The organism is Pantoea sp. ANP04 (genome assembly GCF_041982285.1).
Taxonomy (GTDB): Bacteria; Pseudomonadota; Gammaproteobacteria; order Enterobacterales; family Enterobacteriaceae; genus Pantoea; species Pantoea eucalypti.
In genome coordinates this window covers 216559-234687 of record NZ_JAUTYS010000007.1, presented here as the reverse complement: position 1 = coordinate 234687, position 18129 = coordinate 216559, and the positions used below count along the sequence as shown (strand labels likewise).

The following is an 18129-nucleotide window of genomic DNA, read 5'->3' as shown; positions in this document are numbered from 1 at the left end:
CGTATATTACGCTTTCCTCCTGCAGAGTCAACCTCTATTTCAGAAGTTTTTCTCCGGCGGCGCAGTCTCCTGTGCCTCTCAACCCGCTTCCCGTTGCCGGTGTTCCGTGTCGATGGAGGCGCATTATAGGGAGTTCGCGCGGACTGACAAGTGTTTATTGCGAAAAGATTACTGTTCGCAGTAATTTTCATCAAATCGCGCTATTTCGCTACGATTTGCCTGGTAACTGTGCAAAATCATTAGCAAAAGTGCGTACCTGCTGCCAGTCCGTGTACTCCACTTCTTTTGTGGAATCGGTCTCACCGCCAGTCATACGCATAATCAACTGAATCATGACGCGATCAAACCAGCGATAGCGCGGATAATAGAGCGCGCCCGCAAACACGGCACAGCAATCAGGTTGCCACGGCGAGCTGGCCAGGAACTTCTGCGTATAAGCATTCGTTTCAGGAGAACGTTTCTCAGGTTTGCGCGCCGTGAGGTTTACCGAAAAGAAACCACTGGTACGCTGCTGCAATGCAGGGAGGTGAAGCTTTACGAACTTATCGACGACCGGCTGGAAATGACCGTAGCGAATAGAGGCGCCAATCAGCACGCGATCATACTGCGCCCAGTCAGGCAGAGCGGCATCCTGAATATCCAGCACATCGCATGGCTGGTGCTGACGGATCATCTCGGCTATAGAAGAGGCAATCTTCTTTGTTTGTCCGTCGCGGGTGGAATAGAGAATCAGCGCTTTCATATCAGCATCCTTATTAATTATTCACGCCAGAAAGTAGGCGTGAACAGCACCAGCAAGGTAAATACCTCGAGACGCCCGAATAACATGGTGGAGATAAGAATCCATTTCGCCACGTCATTCATTGAAGTGAAGTTATCGGCCACAACCCCCAAACCCGGCCCGAGGTTATTCAGGGTCGCGGCAACGGCAGCAAATGCCGAGAAGTCATCGACACCGGTGGCAATGATCGCCAGCATGCTGACCAGGAACACCAGCGCATAAGCTGAGAAGAATCCCCATACGGCCTCAAGGATACGCTCAGGCAACGCCCGATTCCCCAGCTTAATGGTGTAGACCGCATTCGGGTGAACCAGACGCTTAAGCTCACGGTTACCCTGCTTGCATAACAGCAGGATGCGGATAACCTTCAGGCCACCGCCGGTTGAACCGGCACAGCCGCCGATAAAGGCGGAGCACAACAGCAGCACCGGCAGGAACAAGGGCCAGCGTGCGATGCTGTCGGTCGTGAATCCTGCCGTGGTGGCCATGGAAACGACCTGGAAGAAGGCCTGGTTCAGCGTTTGCCAGCCACTGTCGTAAACATTGTGGAACCAGAGCACCAGCGTGCAGATCAACACCAGCGTCAGCTGAACGCCTATAAACATGCGGAATTCAGGATCGCGCCAGTACACGCGCAGATTGCGCCCGCTTAACATGGCAAAGTGAAGGCCGTAGTTACAGCCTGAGATCAGCAAAAACACCGCCACGATAGTATTGATAGTGCCGCTGTGAAAATAGCCGATGCTGGCATCATGGGTTGAGAAGCCGCCAATCGCGATGGTCGAGAAGCTGTGACCAATAGCATCAAAGGCCGGCATGCCTGCCAGCCACAATGCCAGCGCACAGGCCACCGTCAGCAGAACATAGATCAGCCAGAGTGTTTTCGCTGTTTCGGCAATACGCGGCCGCATTTTATTGTCTTTCAGCGGCCCCGGCATTTCAGCGCGATAGAGCTGCATGCCCCCGACGCCCAGAATCGGCAATATCGCCACCGCTAATACGATGATCCCCATACCGCCCAGCCACTGCAGCATCTGTCGATAGAAGAGAATGGCTTTAGGCAGCGAGTCCAGCCCCACCAGCGTAGTGGCCCCGGTCGTTGTCAGGCCAGAGAAAGATTCAAAGAACGCATCCGTCACGGAAAGATGGGGCTGTTCGGCAAAGATAAAGGGCATGGCCCCTACGCTGCCCAGCACCGTCCAGAACAGCACGACAATCAGAAACCCTTCCCGCGGTTTGAGTTCGGTTTTCTTTTTGCGATTCGGCCACCACAGCAGCGAGCCGATCACCAGCGCCATCATAAAGGTCTGGCTAAACGCCCGCCCCGCGCCATCGCGATAAATCAATGCGACCAGGCCGGGCAAAATCATCGTCACTGAAAAGAGGATCACCAGCAGACCGACTATGCGGGTAATGGCGCGAAAGTGCATTCAGCCGTTCCTTTAAATAATAGAGATGAACATCAGGGTGTGAGCGGGATCAGCGATAATGCACCCCGACTAAAGTCTGACAGATTTTTTTTAAAACCGTCGATTTGTCCGTAAGGTACAGCCAGCGTCAGCGCAATGCGATCCTGAAACTGACTGTCGGTCACCTTACCGTCAAAACGCTGTACCAGCCGTTCAACATCACTGAGCTGTGGATAGTCACATTGCAGAGTGAACAGCTTCATCGGCACTTTGCGCTGTCGTGGCAGCAGCTTAAGCCCCTGCTGAACGCCACCACCATAGGCTTTCACTAAGCCGCCGGTTCCCAGCATGATGCCGCCGTAGTAACGCACCACCACGGCAGTAATCTCGCCAATATCCGCGCCCATCAGCTGCGCCAGCATCGGTTTCCCTGCTGTACCCGAAGGTTCACCATCATCAGAGAAGCCGAGCTGTTGAGAATCATTCGGCGCGCCCGCGACCCATGCCCAGCAGTGATGCCGGGCAGCCGGATGCTCGTTTTTGACCTGCTGGACAAAGGCGCGCGCCGCCTCTGCCCCCTCGGTGTGCGCCAGCAGCGTAATGAAGCGACTCTTTTTGATCGTCTCCTCACTGCTGCTCACGGGCACCGCAGGAATATTAAAGGCTTCCATCAGGCCAGATGCAGATCGCGGGTCATGTTCTCAACGCGATGCGCATGGATCACCACGTTATCCTCGATACGAATTCCGCCATAAGGCCGAAGTGCATCGATAGCCTGCCAGTTAAAGTGCTGACTGAAACGGCCTGCACGCAGTGGTGCCAGTAATGAGTCAATAATATAGAAGCCTGGCTCGATGGTTAATACCATGCCCGGTTGCAGCACGCGGGTGCAGCGAAGATAAGGATATTGCGCAGGCGCGGCCAGATGCGTGCCCTGATCATCCTGCATAAAACCCGCTACGTCATGCACCTGCAGACCCAGTGGGTGCCCCAGCCCGTGTGGCATAAACGGCCCGGTCAGATCTTCAGCCACCAGCGCTTCTTCGCTGATGCCCTGCACCAGCTCAAACTTCAGCAACATCTTCGCAATACGCTGATGCATCTGAAGATGATAATCGGTGTAGCGCACGCCCGCTTTCAGCGTGGCGATCAGCGCCAGCTCTTCCGCGTTCATCGCCTCAACCATTCTGGCATAGAGCGAACTGCTCTGCGCCGCATAGCTGCGGGTCAGGTCGGCGGCGTAGCCAAGATACTCAGCGCCCGCATCAATCAAAAAGCTGTGGCGTTTCGCCGGCGGCTGATGATCCAGCCGGGTGTAGTGCAGCACCGCAGCGTGTTCATTCAGCGCAATGATATTGCCGTACGGCACATCGGTATCGCGATGACCGGTCGCGGTCAGATACGCCTGGTTGATATCGAACTCGCTTAAGCCCGCCGAGAACGCCTCTTTCGCTGCGCGATGACCCGCCACTGCCAGCTTCTGCGCCTGGCGCAGACAGGCGAGTTCATAATCTGTTTTGATACTGCGATGGAAATGCAGGAAGTCGATCACCGCTTTAGGATTGATATTGCCGGAGGCGATACCAAGCTGTGCTGCCCGTGCGTTGATCGGGCCGATATAAGCGACATTATCACGCTGTGCAGGCAGCAACTGCGCAATCTCATCCGCATTTTTCAGGCCGATAACCTCGACATCTTCAGTCCAGAAGCTATCCGGCAGAGGTTCAACGTTATGCCAGTAATCCACCGGAGAGTAGAACCACAGCTTCGGTTTGTTCACGCCATCAATCCATAGCCAGCAGTTGGGAACCTGTGTCACCGGCACCCAGGCCTTGAACTGCGGATTCACCTTAAACGGATAGGTGTGGTCATCCAGAAACACCGTCAACAACTCACCGGAATGGATCAACATCGCATCCAGTTTATTGCGTGCCAGCACCTGCTGCGCCCGTTGTTGCAACGTGGCGATGTGCGCGTGATACAAGGTCTTCAGTGAATCCATTGACGTCTCTCCAGTGTCGCGAAATGGCCGCAAGTTTAGCATACCCCTTGCGCAGTTGCTGATGTCGACACGGCTGTGATCTTGTTAGCAAATAAGCAAAGAGCAGTTTGCAAATAATTAACATCCCTCCCACACTCACGATCATCTGGTATGACCAGATCACCTTTCGCGGTTTCAGGAGACGCACATGCTCTACCAAGGCGCTAACCTTACACTTCACTGGCTGGACGATGGTATCGCCGAGCTGGTTTTTGACGCTGCAGGCTCAGTCAACAAGCTTGATACGCAAACTGTCGCCAGTCTGGGCGAGGCAATTGCAGTGCTGGAGCAGCAGCCAGATCTTCGCGGCCTGCTGTTGAGCTCCGCTAAACCTGCTTTTATTGTGGGTGCGGATATCACCGAGTTCCTTTCACTGTTTAATGCACCCACCGAAAAGCTGAGCCAGTGGCTGAGCTATGCCAACAGCATCTTCAATCGTCTGGAAGATTTACCCGTGCCGACCCTGGCCGCCATTGACGGCTATGCGCTGGGCGGCGGATGTGAGTGCGTGCTGGCAACCGATCTGCGTATTGCTACTGCGGACGCCCGCATTGGCCTGCCGGAAACCAAACTTGGCATCATGCCTGGCTTTGGTGGCAGTGTGCGGCTGCCACGCCTGCTGGGTGCCGACAGTGCACTGGAAATTATTGCGGCGGGCAAAGATGTTGATGGCAATGCCGCCCTGAAACTCGGTCTGGTCGATGCCGTGGTCGCTCGCGAAAAACTGCGCGAGGCGGGGATCACCATGCTCAAAGCCGCCGCCACTGATGGCAGCTGGCGCGCGCGCCGGGCACCGAAACTGGCTCCGCTGAAACTCAGCCCGATTGAAGCAGCCATGAGCTTTTCTATTGCGAAAGCGATGGTGCTGCAGACTGCAGGTAAACACTATCCCGCCCCGCTGATGGCAGTGAAAACCATTGAAGCGGCGGCCAGCCTTGGCCGTGACGATGCATTGAAACTTGAAACCGCGGCGTTTGTGCCGCTGGCGCAGTCTGATGAAGCTCGCGCTCTGGTCGGCATCTTCCTTAACGACCAGTACGTCAAAGGCCTGGCGAAAAAGCGTGGCAGCGAAAGCGGCGCCCCCGCTCAGGCGGCAGTACTGGGCGCAGGCATTATGGGTGGCGGCATCAGCTACCAGTCTGCGTGGAAAGGCGTGCCGGTCAGAATGAAAGATATCAACCCACAGGCGCTAACCCTGGGGATGAACGAAGCCAGTAAGTTACTTAATAAGCTGTTAGAACGCGGCAAAATCGACGGCAACAAACTCGCCAGTGTGATCGCCACTATCCAGCCCACACTCGATTATGCCGGTTTTGATCAGGCCGATGTGGTGGTGGAAGCCGTGGTTGAGAACCCGCTGATCAAGGCCAAAGTGCTGGCTGAAACCGAACAGCATCTGCGTGAAGACGCGATTCTGGCCTCCAATACCTCGACCATTCCTATCAGCCAGCTGGCGCAGGCGCTGCAACGCCCGGAAAACTTCTGTGGCATGCACTTCTTCAATCCGGTGCCACGTATGCCGCTGGTTGAAGTGGTTCGTGGCGAGAAAACCAGTGAAGCCACGCTGAGTAAAGTGGTGGCCTGGGCCAGCAAAATGGGCAAAACCCCTATCGTGGTGAATGATTGTCCCGGCTTCTTTGTTAACCGGGTGCTGTTCCCCTACTTCGCCGCTTTCAGCCTGCTGCTCCGCGACGGCGCTGATTTCCGCCAGATTGATAAAGTAATGGAAAAACAGTTCGGCTGGCCGATGGGTCCCTCCTGGCTGCTGGATGTGGTAGGCATCGATACCGCACATCACGCGCAAAGCGTCATGGCGGACGGTTTCCCGGATCGTATGAAGCATGACTATCGTGATGCGATTGACCTGCTGTTTGATGCCGGTCGTTTTGGCCAGAAAAATGGCAAAGGTTTCTGGCGCTGGGAAGAGGATAAAAAAGGCAAGCTGAAGAAAGTGCCCGATGCAGAGGTGGACACACTGCTGCAACAGGTCTGTCAGCCCGCGCGGGTCTTCAGTGACGAAGAGATCCTGAACCGCATGATGCTGCCGATGCTGAATGAAGTGGTGCGCTGCCTTGAAGAGAAGATTATCGCCTCACCCGCTGAAGCAGATATGGCGCTGGTATACGGCCTTGGCTTCCCGCCGTTCCGTGGCGGCGCATTCCGCTATCTCGATACCCTTGGCAACAGCAATGTGGTCGATCAGGCACGCCGCTATAGCGCGCTCGGTGGGCTCTATGCCTTGCCTGCGCTGCTGGTGCAGAAAGCCCATCAGCATGAAAGCTGGTATCCCGCCGCTAAACCGATTGATGAAGCCGCGCTGAAAAGCGCCTGAGGGCAAAAAGATGGAAAATGTGGTGATTGTTGATGCGGTGCGCACGCCAATGGGACGTTCAAAAGGCGGAGCCTTTCGGAACGTGCGCGCTGAAGACCTCTCTGCGCACCTGATGCGCGAAATTCTGAGCCGCAACCCGGCAGTGGATCCGACTTCGCTCGACGATATCGTCTGGGGCTGCGTACAGCAGACGCTGGAACAGGGATTTAATATCGCGCGTAACGCCGCGCTGCTGGCCGAAATCCCGCACTCTGTACCGGCCACTACCGTTAACCGGCTGTGCGGTTCGTCAATGCAGGCGCTGCACGATGCGGCCCGCGCCATTATGGTGGGCGATGCACAGTGCTGCCTGATCGGTGGCGTGGAGCACATGGGGCACGTGCCGATGAATCACGGTGTGGATTTTCATCCCGGCCTGGGACGCACCGTCGCCAAAGCCGCAGGCATGATGGGCTTAACTGCCGAGATGCTGGCACGTATGCATCATATCAGCCGTGAGCAGCAGGATGCGTTTGCCCTGCGTTCGCACCAGCGCGCATGGCAGGCCACCCAGCGCGGCGACTTCGCCACTGAGATTGTCGCCACTTATGGACACGACAGCGACGGCATTCTTAAACGCTATGACTTTGATGAAGTGATCCGCGAGGAGACCAGCGCCGAAGGACTGGCGGCGCTCAAACCCGCCTTCGATCCGGTGAATGGCACCGTCACGGCGGGCACGTCGTCGGCGTTGTCAGATGGTGCAGCCGCCATGCTGGTCATGAGTGAATCACGCGCCCGTGAACTGGGGCTGACGCCACGCGCCCGCATCCGCAGCATGGCAGTGGTTGGCTGTGATCCGTCGATTATGGGCTACGGACCGGTTCCGGCCAGCAAACTGGCATTGAAACGGGCGGGGCTAAGCGTCAGTGATATCGACGTGTTTGAGCTGAACGAAGCCTTTGCCGCGCAGACGCTGCCCTGCATCAAGGACTTAGGTTTACTGGAGCTGATGGATGAAAAGGTGAATCTGAATGGCGGTGCGATTGCTTTAGGCCATCCGCTGGGCTGTTCCGGCGCGCGCATCAGTACCACACTGCTGAATATTATGGAACGACGCGATGCCCGTTTCGGACTCGCTACCATGTGCATCGGACTGGGTCAGGGGATTGCGACCGTATTCGAGCGTCTGTAATACGTTGAGTCTTACTTTGTCAGATTTACCCGCCGTTAACCGGCGGGTTTTTTCTGTCTGCTACAGCCTGCTACCGGGAATCAGATAAAGGCAAACGCATCGCCATACATCTGTGACTCTACGGCGCCACGCTCGGCACAGAAACGATCGCGGGCAATCTTCGCCATCTCAAACCGTCCGGCGATGTAGATCTCATGCTCGCTCAGCGTGCTGAAGTCCTGCATCACGGCTGTCAGGACTGTGCCTGACCGACCCTGCCAGCCCGCTTCGGGCTGCTCGACGACCGGGATCACCTTCAGGTTCGGGTGCTTGACTGCCAGCGCATCCAGCTCGTCCATATCGTACAGATGCTTGAGCTCACGTCCGCCCCAGTAAATGGCGATATCGCGCTCTGGCTGTTCCGCCAGCGCGGTAAGCAGAATTGAACGGGCATAGGAGAAACCGGTGCCGCCCGCAATCAGAATCAGCGGCTTAGTGCTCTCTTCGCGCAACCAGGCGTCGCCGTGCGGCATATCAACCGTGATCTGGCGATCGTTACGGATGCGATCCATAACGGCCATGGCATAGAGGTTCAGATCGGACGCGCCGATATGCAGCTCAATGATATCTTTTTCCATCGGCGTTGAAGCCAGTGAGAACGGACGCTTGTCGCGCTCATCCATCACTACCATCAGATACTGTCCCGCGCGAAAACTGAATTCCGCTTCAGGGATCAGGCGAACGCGATAGACCGTGTCGGTAATCGCCTCAACTGAAGTTACTTTACAGCTTAACGTTGTCATGCGTTCCCTCTGTCGGGTCGTCTTTATGGTTGTGCTCGCCATCAACGCTGTGGCGGCTGATCAAAAATACCTAGCTCATCCCAGATGGCATCAATGCGCGCGGTGACCGCAGGGTCTTTCACAATGGGTGTACCCCATTCGCGCTGCGTTTCACCCGGCCACTTGTTGGTCGCATCCATCCCCATCTTCGATCCCAGCCCGGACACAGGCGAGGCGAAATCGAGATAATCGATCGGGGTATTTTCCACTAATACCGTATCGCGAGCCGGATCCATACGCGTGGTGATCGCCCAGATCACATCGTTCCAGTCACGCGCATTAACGTCATCGTCACACACAATAACAAATTTGGTGTACATGAACTGCCGTAAAAACGACCAGACGCCAAACATGACACGTTTGGCATGCCCTGCGTACTGCTTTTTAATTGTCACAACCGCGAGGCGGTATGAGCAACCCTCTGGCGGCAGATAGAAGTCCACGATCTCCGGGAACTGCTTCACCAGAATCGGCACCAGCACTTCATTCAGCGCCACACCCAGTACCGCAGGTTCATCCGGTGGACGGCCAGTGTAGGTTGAGTGATAGATAGGCTTATGGCGCTGCGTAATATGCGTCACAGTAAACACCGGGAAGCTATCTACTTCATTGTAGTAGCCCGTGTGGTCACCGTAAGGGCCTTCCGGCGCCATATCGCCCGCTTCGATATATCCTTCCAGCACGATTTCAGCGCTGGCAGGCACCTCGAGATTGTTCGAGAGACACTTCACCACTTCTGTTTTATTGCCGCGCAGCAAACCGGCAAACGCATATTCTGACAGCGTATCAGGCACCGGCGTCACGGCACCAAGAATGGTGGCAGGATCGGCACCCAGCGCCACCGACACCGGAAAACGCTCACCCGGATGCGCTTTCGTCCACTCCAGATAATCAAGCGCACCGCCACGGTGCGACAGCCAGCGCATAATCAGACGATTTTTGCCGATCACCTGCTGCCGATAGATACCAAGATTCTGCCGCTCTTTATGGGGACCACGCGTCACAGTCAGGCCCCAGGTAATCAGCGGTGCCGCATCACCGGGCCAGCACTTCATCACCGGAATGCGCGTCAGATCAACGTCATCGCCACTGAACACCACCTCCTGACAGGGTGCATTACGCAGCCGTTTGGTCGGCATGTTCAGAACCTGCTTAAACTGCGGCATTTTATCGAACAGATCGCGGAAGCCTTTTGGCGGCTCCGGTTCTTTCAGGAAGGCCAGCAGTTTACCCACTTCACGCAGTGCGCTGACCTCCTCCTGGCCCATGCCCATTGCCACGCGCTTTGGCGTGCCGAACAGATTGCACAGTACCGGCATGTCGTACCCTTTCGGGTTTTCAAACAGCAAGGCGGGACCACCGGCGCGCAGTGTACGGTCGGCAATTTCGGTCATTTCCAGTTCGGGATCGATCGACTGGGTAATGCGCTTTAGCTCACCGCGCTGTTCGAGCAGCGCGAGAAAGTCTCTTAAATCGTGATATTTCATGCGGCTTTAGCTTTCCGGCCAGAGTGAATCGGCCATTATAGGTCTGATTAAGCGGATATGCTGAGGTTTATAGTGCAGCCTCTTAAGCAGACGTCAATTTTCAGTTACCTTTTCACCTGCCAGCCGGCCTGTTAAGAAAAGTCTCAGTTTATTTTCTTTGCAGGACGCTTTACCCTGCCCCTGCGCTATAACTCTGGCAGCAGGTTTGCTATTCTTAGCGTCCATTCAATGGGAGCAGTTATGGAATCCTGGTACTTACTCTATTGCAAACGTGGACAGCTATTGCGCGCGAAGGAGCATCTGGAGCGGCAGGAAGTGCATTGCCTGAGTCCGATGATCGCTCTGGAAAAGATCGTGCGCGGAAAACGTACCACGGTGAGTGAGCCACTGTTTCCAAATTATCTGTTTATTGAATTCGATCCGGAAGCGATTCACACCACGACCATCAGCAGCACGCGCGGTGTCAGCCACTTTGTGCGCTTCGGCACCACACCTGCGACCGTGCCATCGGCCGTGATTGAAGCGCTGGAGACTGATGTCCCGCAAATCCTGCTTGATCCGGAAACCCCTCAAAGCGGCGACGAAGTGGTTATCACTGAAGGGACCTTTGAGGGGCTGCGCGCCATCTTTGCCGAGCCGGATGGTGAAACACGCTCGATTCTGTTGCTTAATCTGCTGAACAAGCAGGTGATGCGCAGTGTGGATAACAAGCAGTTCCGCAAGCTTTAAGCCAGTCTGAACAACGTCCGCGCATTCTGATCAATGCGGACCGCCAGTTCCTCAGCATTCTCCCCACGCCATGTCGCCACCTGATGCACAATATGCGGTAAAAAGCAGGGTTCGTTCCGGCGTGAAGTCGGGCGCGGACGCATGTCGCGTGGCAGCAGATACGGCGCATCGGTTTCCAGCAGCAGACGATCGGCCGGAATCAGTGGCAGCAGCTCTCGCAGTTCCAGACCACGACGCTCATCGCACACCCAGCCCGTGATCCCCACGGATAATCCCATGGCCAGACAGCCTTCAAGTTCATCACGCGTGCCGGTAAAGCAGTGAATCACCGCACCCGGCAATTTTGGCAGCCAGGGTTCAAGCACCGCGGCGAAACGTGCATGGGCTTCACGGCAGTGAAGGAACACCGGCATGTTGAGTTCCGCCGCCAGTGCCAGCTGTGCATCAAACGCATACTCCTGCTGCTCATGCGCCGACAGGTTGCGATTAAAATCGAGCCCGCACTCACCGATAGCCACCACTTCCGGTTTTTCAGCCAGTCGACGCAGGGTACTGGCAATGTCCGTGGACCATTCGCTGGCATGATGAGGATGAACGCCCGCGGTAGACCAGCAGAAATCGGGTTGCGCTTCAGCCAGCCGCTGAGCCTGCTGGCTCTCCAGCGCATTAGTGCCGGTAATAAGCATGCCGGTGACGCCCGCATCACGCGCGCGTTTAACCACCTTTTGCCGGTCGGAGGCGAATTGCGTGCTGGTCAGGTTTACACCGATATCAAACATAATTTTTCCCACAGTTTATAAACAAAAACCGCCCATCAGGGCGGTTTGGATTGATCGCTTCCCGCCTGTGCGGGTAACGGTAACGCGGTCGGCATCAGGAGTCGATGTTCTCGTCCTCATCCTGTGACCGGCGGCCTTTACCCACGTAGTAACGGGAAAAGAATACGCCGACTTCAAACAGGCAGTACATCGGAATAGCGAGCAAAGTTTGGGAAAAAACATCCGGCGGTGTGAGCAACATCCCGACGACGAAGGCACCCACCAGAATATAAGGACGTTTCTTCTTCAGATCGTCCGGACTGGTGATGCCGGTCCAGCACAGCAGCACAATCGCCACCGGCACTTCAAACGCCACGCCAAATGCCATAAACAGCGTCATGACAAAATCGAGGTATTTGGCAATATCTGTCGCAACGGTGACGCCGATCGGCGCGGTTTTGGTGAAAAAACCGAATGCCAGCGGAAAGACCACAAAATAGGCAAACGCTACGCCGAAATAGAACAGGAAAGTGCTGGAAAAGAGCAGTGGCATAACCAGCCTGCGCTCATGCCGGTATAGCGCCGGAGCGACAAATGCCCAGACCTGATAGAGGATCACTGGCACCGCAAGAAACACCGACACAATGATAGTCAGCTTAATCGGGGTGAAAAACGGTGAGGCGACATCAGTCGCGATCATGCTCGATCCAACCGGCATCTGGCTAATCAGAGGTGCCGCGACCAGCTGGTAAATATCATTGGCGAAGAAAACCAGCACCAGAAAAATCGCTAATACTGCGATCATGCAATTCAGTAGTCGCTTACGCAGCTCAATCAGATGACTGATGAGCGGTTGAGTATCTTCAACGGCCATTATCGTTCATCACTTGCAGAAGAGGGTGGAGCGGAATGTCGCGCAGTATTGGCCGGTCTGGCGGCTTCAACCGCAGGCGCCTGTGCCGGTGCGCTGGCCACGGCGGCAGGTGCGGCAGAAGATTGCACAGCCGGCGCGGATGAAACGGCTGACGGAGCCTGTGCCGGGGCAGTGGCAACAGCGGAAGGTGCCGCAGCAGGTTGCACAGCCGTGACAGCGTCTGAAACCGGAGCAGGGGCCTGTGCTGGCGCGCTGGCCTGATGTTCTGCGGTAGCCGGTGTCGCCGAAAGTTCCGCCGTGCCAGACTCAGATGCGTCTCCTGCTTCTGAAGCAGGATGAGACACGGGCCTGTGCTGGGCCGAGTGAATGGTGTTTGCCTCGTCTTCCTCTTTTTCAATGTCGATGCTCTGACTGACCGAGCGTTTCATTGAATCCGCCGTTTTACGCAGCTCTTCCATCGACTCTTTCAGCTCAGGTGAGAGCGTGCCGCGGCTCGCTTCTTCCACCTTTTTCAGGCTGTCCTGCAGCTCCTGCAGCTTGAGCTCCTGCGCCAGTTCATGTTGCACATTGGCTGCCAGCGAACGAATCGCCCTGATCCAGCCGACTACGGTTTTCACCGCAACCGGTAAACGTTGCGGGCCGAGTACAATCAGCCCGATAACGAACACTAATACCAGTTCACTAAAACCAATATCGAACACGGTTTACACCTGCTTGTCGTTCTTGGTGTCTTCTTTGGTAGCCGAAGTGTGCTGTTTATCAGCCAGCGTTTTGGCCGCGAAGTCAGCATCCTGCTCTTTCGGTTGATCCTTTTTATCGTCCTCGTCACTCATGGCTTTTTTGAAGCCACGAATCGAAGAACCTAAATCCGAACCCAGATTACGTAATTTGTTGGTACCGAACAGAAGTACAACAATGACGGCAATGATTACCAATTGCCAGATACTGATACCGCCCATGAGATAGCCTCTAATATTCTGTGAAAACGATGAGGTAATGCACCACAGAGTGCCCTTTTCAACCGGGCCTGAGCCAGCGACATTACCTTTTTTTAGACGGACGTGACAATCAGTTTGTCTTACGCCAGCCGATTAACCAGGAGACGATTCCCGCCGCCATTAACACCGCCGGGAAGAAGTCCCAGTCCGGTCGGGTGAGTAGTACAGCCGTTCCGCTTAACAGCAACGTTGCCCCGACGCCAAACAGGTAGCGTGCCTGATGGTGACGAACGCGCTGTGCGTGCATATCACCCACCAATTTATCGACGCTATGCCGTAGCAGCTTGTGCTGGCGCAGGCTGTCGTAAAACAGCTCGGGCAGCTCGGGTAACTTTTCAGCCCAGAATGGCGCTTTCTCTTTCACCGCACGGATAATGGCCGGCAGACCGACCTGATCCTTAATCCACTCTTCCAGGAACGGCTTGGCTGTCTTCCACAGATCGAGCTGAGGATAGAGCTGACGGCCAATCCCTTCCACATAAAGCAGCGTTTTTTGCAGCAGGACCAGCTGCGGCTGCACTTCCATGTTAAAGCGGCGTGCTGTGTTAAACAGGTTCAGGAGCACATGTCCGAAGGAGATCTCAGCCAGCGGCTTTTCAAAAATCGGTTCGCAGACCGTACGAATCGCAAACTCGAAATCTTCGACATTGGTATCGGGCGGCACCCAGCCGGAGTCTACATGCAGTTCCGCGACCTTACGGTAATCACGGTTAAAGAAGGCGATAAAGTTTTCCGCCAGATAACGCTTATCTTCTTTGTTCAGTGAACCCACGATACCGCAGTCAATGCCGATATATTGTGGATCTTCCGGATGGTCATAGCTGACAAAGATGTTGCCCGGATGCATATCCGCATGGAAGAAGCTGTCGCGAAAGACCTGGGTGAAAAAGACCTGCACGCCACGTTCAGCCAGCAGCTTCATATTCACGCCATGGCGTTCCAGCGTAGCAACGTCAGAAATCGGAATGCCGTAGATACGCTCCATCACCATCATGGTTTCGCTGCAGTAATCTGAATAGACTTCCGGTACGTAGAGCATGCGGCTGTCTTCAAAATTCCGGCGCAGCTGAATGGCGTTGGCTGCTTCACGTAACAGGTTCAGCTCATCAAGCAGGGTTTTCTCATAATCGCGCACCACCTCGACCGGACGCAGACGGCGGCCATCCGGCAGCAGACGCGGAACCCAGCGGGCCAGGCGATAGATCAGCTTCATGTCCGCTTTGATCACCGGCAAAATATCGGGGCGGATCACTTTGATCACCACTTTCTTGCCGGTCGATTTCAGCGTGGCGGTGTGCACCTGTGCAATGGATGCCGACGCCAGTGGCTTGATATCAAAATCATCAAACCAGGTTTCAATCGGCGCGCCCATTGAGGCTTCAATCTGCGCTTTCGCTTTGACGCCATCGAAGGGCGCTACACGGTCCTGCAGGATCGCGAGTTGATCGGCGATCAGCGGCGGGAAGAGATCCCGACGGGTCGAGAGCATCTGCCCGAACTTGATCCAGACCGGACCCAGTTGCTCCATCGCCATGCGCATACGTGCGCCGATGGGTTCATGCTGATGCAGATTCGGGATCCAGAAAACAGAGCGACGCCACAGGCGAAACAGGAATGTGAGGCGTGTCTGAGGTATCAGTTCATCAAGGCCATAGGTCAGAAACACCTTCATGATCAGATATAAGCGGCGGATCTCTCCAAAACTCATTTTGCCTCCAGCTGCGCCAGACGCGCATCAAGCGCCTCAAGCGAACGTTCCATCGCGTCGACCTCCTCAGAAAACCAGGCTAATTCCAGCGAGCCAGGCGCAACACGCCACTCTTCGGTGATAGCCTGTCCGAGATAATCCTGGCGACGCTGCACTTCGCCTGTGAAAAAGCGGAATGCCTGTTGCGAGCGCTGACTGATGCCCTGTGCGGCGATATCGCCTACCCAGGGAGCCAGATATTCTGCCGGGTCCAGCTCAGCCAGATCCATCAGCGCGGAGAACTGCTGCACTACCTGCAGGTCGCCATCAACCTGCAGCTCACCGCTGCGAATCAGCGGCGTCAGCTGCTGGCGATCGCGCAGCTTCGTCAGCGTTTTCAGCGAGGTGATCACCGTGCAGTCACTGCTATCCTGCCAGTCCGATAACACGTCCAGTTGCTGTTCACTGAAAACCAGCACCAGCGGATAAGAGAACTCAGTCAGGCGCAGCGTCAGCACTTTGCCATTCAGACGTTGCCGCGCCGGTTTCAGGCCGCGATCGCGATAGAGAATACGGTTCAGCGCCGTTTCCAGGCCCGCGGTAATCAAGGGCATCAGGTTCATTACCATCTCACTCAGAACTTAAATCCACGATGCAGCGCGACAATGCCGCCGGTCATATTGGAGTAAGTGGTATTTTCAAAACCGACATCGTTCATCATCGCTTTCAGGGTCTCCTGATCGGGATGCATACGTATCGATTCGGCCAGATAGCGATAGCTCTCTGCATCCTGCGCCACCAGCTGTCCGATACGCGGCAGAATGTGGAATGAGTAAGCATCATACGCCTTGCTCAGCGGATCCAGCACCGGCTTAGAGAACTCCAGAACCAGCAGACGTCCGCCCGGCTTAAGGACACGGAACATCGAGGCCAGCGCTTTCTCTTTTTCCGTGACGTTGCGCAGACCAAAGGAGATGGTGATGCAGTCGAAATAGTTATCGGGGAAAGGCAGAGCTTCTGCGTTGGCCTGTACGTAACTCACATTGCCAACCACACCCTGATTGCGCAGCTTTTCGCGGCCCATCTTCAGCATGGAGCTGTTGATATCGGCCAGGACAACCTGACCGGTTTCGCCCACCAGGCGAGAGAATTTTGCGGTCAAATCGCCCGTACCGCCGGCCAAATCTAACACGCGCTGACCGCGACGTACGCCGCTGCTGTCAATGGTAAAACGCTTCCAGATACGATGGACGCCAAACGACATCAAATCGTTCATCAGGTCATATTTTGCCGCTACGGAGTGAAACACGTCCGCGACTTTGTCAGCTTTTTCGCTTTTGGCGACCGTCTGAAAGCCAAAATGGGTGGTTTCCTGCTGTGATTCATCTGCCATCGGTTTTACCTGCTCCACAAACAATACTTCCCGAAGTGTATCAGAGTCACGGAAGTCAGGCACGCTGCGCCCATACTATTCGTGGAGGCGTCTCACACGCGGCTCACTCTCATCCGCATCCCTGTCGTCATCTGCATCCTCATCCGCCCGGTTTTCCGGCATGGCGCGTTCGGCCAGTTGCGGGTTGATGGGCCGTTTGATCTCCACGCCCAGCGCCCGAAATCCCTCTGTCTGCGCAATCAGGTTGCCGCGCCCCTCTGACAGCTTTTTCATCGCCTCGCGATAGCTGTTTTGCGCCTTATCAAGACTGTGACCAATGCCGGTCATGTCATCGACAAACAGCCGCATCTTGTCATAAAGCCGGGTTGCCCGATCGGCAATACGCTGTGCATTGCGGCTCTGATGCTCATAGCGCCAGAGATTATTAATGGTTCGCAACGCCACCAGCAGTGTGGTGGGGCTGACCAGCATGATGTTCTGCTGCAGTGCCTCGCCAATCAGCTCAGGCTGGCGATCAATGGCCAGCAAAAAGGCGGGCTCAACCGGGATAAACATCAACACATAATCCAGCGATCGTAAACCGGGCAACTGTTGATAATCTTTTCGGCCCAGCAGACGGATGTGCGCCCGCATGGCAGCGACATGCTCCTGAATCGCCTGCTCACGTTCAATTTCATCTTCTGCATTGAAGTAGCGCTCATAAGCCACCAGCGTCATCTTGGCATCCACGACGACATCTTTGCCCTGCGGCAGACGCACTATTACATCCGGCTGCATCCTGCCCTGTTGTTCTGACTGAATGCTCACCTGGGTTTCATATTCATAACCTTCACGCAGTCCGGAGGCTTCCAGCACGCGGCCCAATACAACTTCACCCCAGTTACCCTGAATTTTGTTGTCGCCCTTCAGCGCTTTGGTCAGGTTTAATGCCTCCTGCGCCATCTGCGCATTCAGCTGCTGTAACTGCCGGATTTCATGGGTCAGGGTGTGGCGTTCACGCGCCTCTGCGCCAAAGCTCTCATGAACCTGACGACGAAAGCCATCAAGCTGCTCACGCAGCGGGCCAATCAGCCCATCCAGACTCTGGCGGTTTTGTTCATCGACGCGACGACCGCTGTTTTCGAAAATACGGTTGGCGAGGTTTTCAAACTGGGCGCTGAGGCGTTGTTCGCTGTTGGTCAGCAGGCGCTGTTTCTCTTCAGCTGCGAAGCGGGTCTCTTCCAGGCGGATGGTCACTTCACGCAGTTCTGCTTCCTGCGCGCTGTTAACCTCCAGCTGATTACGCAGTTCACGATTGAGCTGTTCGCTTTCATTGCGCCAGTAATCAAGCTGTTGCAGTCGCTCATTGGCACCGCTTAGTGCGCCGTGAAGCTGACGCAGTTCCTGCTCACGCTGCTGCGTCTGCTGCTGAAGCTGTTCGATTTGCTGCTGCTGGCGCTGTTGCGCCTCTTCCTGCAGACGGCGCTCGGTCTGGAAACTGGCGACCTGATGACCGGCACGTAACTGTGCCAGCATCCAGCCAATCCCTAACCCGGCAAGCGCCAGACAGGCGCTGATGATGATGTGCTGATCCATGATTTCCCCGCGACTCAGGCTGCTGAGGGAAAAGGTAGAGTCGCACTGTATGAATGTCCAGACAATTTTA

Annotated in this window: 17 protein-coding genes; 3 read left to right on the top strand and 14 right to left on the bottom strand. The window is 55.5% G+C overall.

Going from position 1 to position 18129, the window contains the following annotated elements; genetic code table 11:
* Positions 1 to 208: 208 nt before the first annotated feature.
* Genes hemG through pepQ form a run of 4 tightly spaced genes read right to left on the bottom strand, consistent with a single transcriptional unit; the run spans position 209 to position 4192 of the window.
* Positions 209 to 742, bottom strand: coding sequence for a menaquinone-dependent protoporphyrinogen IX dehydrogenase (gene hemG, locus Q7C21_RS12095; RefSeq protein ID WP_039658599.1), 534 nt, complete (start codon positions 740 to 742; stop codon positions 209 to 211).
* A gap of 17 nt (positions 743 to 759) precedes the next feature.
* Positions 760 to 2211 carry a Trk system potassium transporter TrkH gene (trkH, locus tag Q7C21_RS12090; RefSeq protein WP_004571219.1) on the bottom strand — a complete coding sequence of 484 codons (1452 nt, stop codon included), beginning with the start codon at positions 2209 to 2211 and terminating at the stop codon, positions 760 to 762.
* Between the two features lie 32 nt (positions 2212 to 2243).
* A complete protein-coding gene (locus Q7C21_RS12085; RefSeq protein ID WP_004571218.1) occupies positions 2244 to 2861 on the bottom strand; it encodes an IMPACT family protein in 618 nt (205 codons plus the stop codon).
* Positions 2861 to 4192, bottom strand: a complete 1332-nt coding sequence (gene pepQ, locus Q7C21_RS12080) for a Xaa-Pro dipeptidase (RefSeq protein WP_004571217.1) — start codon at positions 4190 to 4192, stop codon at positions 2861 to 2863. Before pepQ ends, Q7C21_RS12085 begins: the two co-directional genes overlap by 1 nt.
* Before the next feature lie 187 nt (positions 4193 to 4379).
* Between pepQ and fadB the strand changes: the two genes are divergently transcribed.
* Positions 4380 to 6563, top strand: a complete 2184-nt coding sequence (gene fadB / locus Q7C21_RS12075) for a fatty acid oxidation complex subunit alpha FadB (protein WP_008926463.1) — start codon at positions 4380 to 4382, stop codon at positions 6561 to 6563.
* A 10-nt stretch (positions 6564 to 6573) separates the two neighbouring features.
* On the top strand, positions 6574 to 7737 hold the full coding sequence (gene fadA, locus Q7C21_RS12070) for an acetyl-CoA C-acyltransferase FadA (RefSeq protein ID WP_182630199.1): 1164 nt from the start codon (positions 6574 to 6576) through the stop codon (positions 7735 to 7737).
* Positions 7738 to 7817: 80 nt separating this feature from the next.
* Here the strand turns inward: fadA and fre are convergent, their stop codons facing one another.
* Positions 7818 to 8519, bottom strand: coding sequence for an NAD(P)H-flavin reductase (gene fre / locus Q7C21_RS12065; protein WP_008926461.1), 702 nt, complete (start codon positions 8517 to 8519; stop codon positions 7818 to 7820).
* A gap of 41 nt (positions 8520 to 8560) precedes the next feature.
* On the bottom strand, positions 8561 to 10045 hold the full coding sequence (ubiD, locus tag Q7C21_RS12060; protein ID WP_008926460.1) for a 4-hydroxy-3-polyprenylbenzoate decarboxylase: 1485 nt from the start codon (positions 10043 to 10045) through the stop codon (positions 8561 to 8563).
* A gap of 240 nt (positions 10046 to 10285) precedes the next feature.
* Between ubiD and rfaH the strand changes: the two genes are divergently transcribed.
* Positions 10286 to 10774, top strand: a complete 489-nt coding sequence (gene rfaH, locus Q7C21_RS12055) for a transcription/translation regulatory transformer protein RfaH (protein WP_008926459.1) — start codon at positions 10286 to 10288, stop codon at positions 10772 to 10774.
* Here rfaH and tatD read toward each other — a convergent pair.
* The 8 genes from tatD to rmuC all read right to left on the bottom strand — a co-directional run bounded on the left by tatD (position 10771) and on the right by rmuC (position 18059).
* The gene (gene tatD, locus Q7C21_RS12050) at positions 10771 to 11553 is read right to left on the bottom strand and encodes a 3'-5' ssDNA/RNA exonuclease TatD (RefSeq protein WP_039658603.1); all 783 of its coding nucleotides are present in this window, start codon (positions 11551 to 11553) and stop codon (positions 10771 to 10773) included. The genes rfaH and tatD overlap by 4 nt on opposite strands.
* A 94-nt stretch (positions 11554 to 11647) precedes the next feature.
* A complete protein-coding gene (gene tatC / locus Q7C21_RS12045) occupies positions 11648 to 12406 on the bottom strand; it encodes a Sec-independent protein translocase subunit TatC (RefSeq protein ID WP_008926457.1) in 759 nt (252 codons plus the stop codon).
* Positions 12406 to 13107, bottom strand: coding sequence for a Sec-independent protein translocase protein TatB (tatB, locus tag Q7C21_RS12040; RefSeq protein ID WP_078805033.1), 702 nt, complete (start codon positions 13105 to 13107; stop codon positions 12406 to 12408). Before tatB ends, tatC begins: the two co-directional genes overlap by 1 nt.
* A gap of 3 nt (positions 13108 to 13110) precedes the next feature.
* Positions 13111 to 13365, bottom strand: a complete 255-nt coding sequence (gene tatA, locus Q7C21_RS12035) for a twin-arginine translocase TatA/TatE family subunit (protein WP_008926455.1) — start codon at positions 13363 to 13365, stop codon at positions 13111 to 13113.
* A gap of 109 nt (positions 13366 to 13474) precedes the next feature.
* Complete coding sequence (gene ubiB, locus Q7C21_RS12030) at positions 13475 to 15112, bottom strand: ubiquinone biosynthesis regulatory protein kinase UbiB (protein ID WP_008926454.1); 1638 nt, start codon at positions 15110 to 15112, stop codon at positions 13475 to 13477.
* Entirely contained in the window at positions 15109 to 15714 is a 606-nt protein-coding gene (locus Q7C21_RS12025; RefSeq protein WP_008926453.1) for an SCP2 domain-containing protein, read from the bottom strand. The genes ubiB and Q7C21_RS12025 overlap by 4 nt, the downstream gene beginning before the upstream one ends.
* A gap of 11 nt (positions 15715 to 15725) precedes the next feature.
* Positions 15726 to 16484, bottom strand: a complete 759-nt coding sequence (gene ubiE / locus Q7C21_RS12020) for a bifunctional demethylmenaquinone methyltransferase/2-methoxy-6-polyprenyl-1,4-benzoquinol methylase UbiE (protein WP_008926452.1) — start codon at positions 16482 to 16484, stop codon at positions 15726 to 15728.
* Between the two features lie 75 nt (positions 16485 to 16559).
* Positions 16560 to 18059, bottom strand: coding sequence for a DNA recombination protein RmuC (gene rmuC, locus Q7C21_RS12015; RefSeq protein WP_105100016.1), 1500 nt, complete (start codon positions 18057 to 18059; stop codon positions 16560 to 16562).
* Positions 18060 to 18129: the final 70 nt, after the last annotated feature.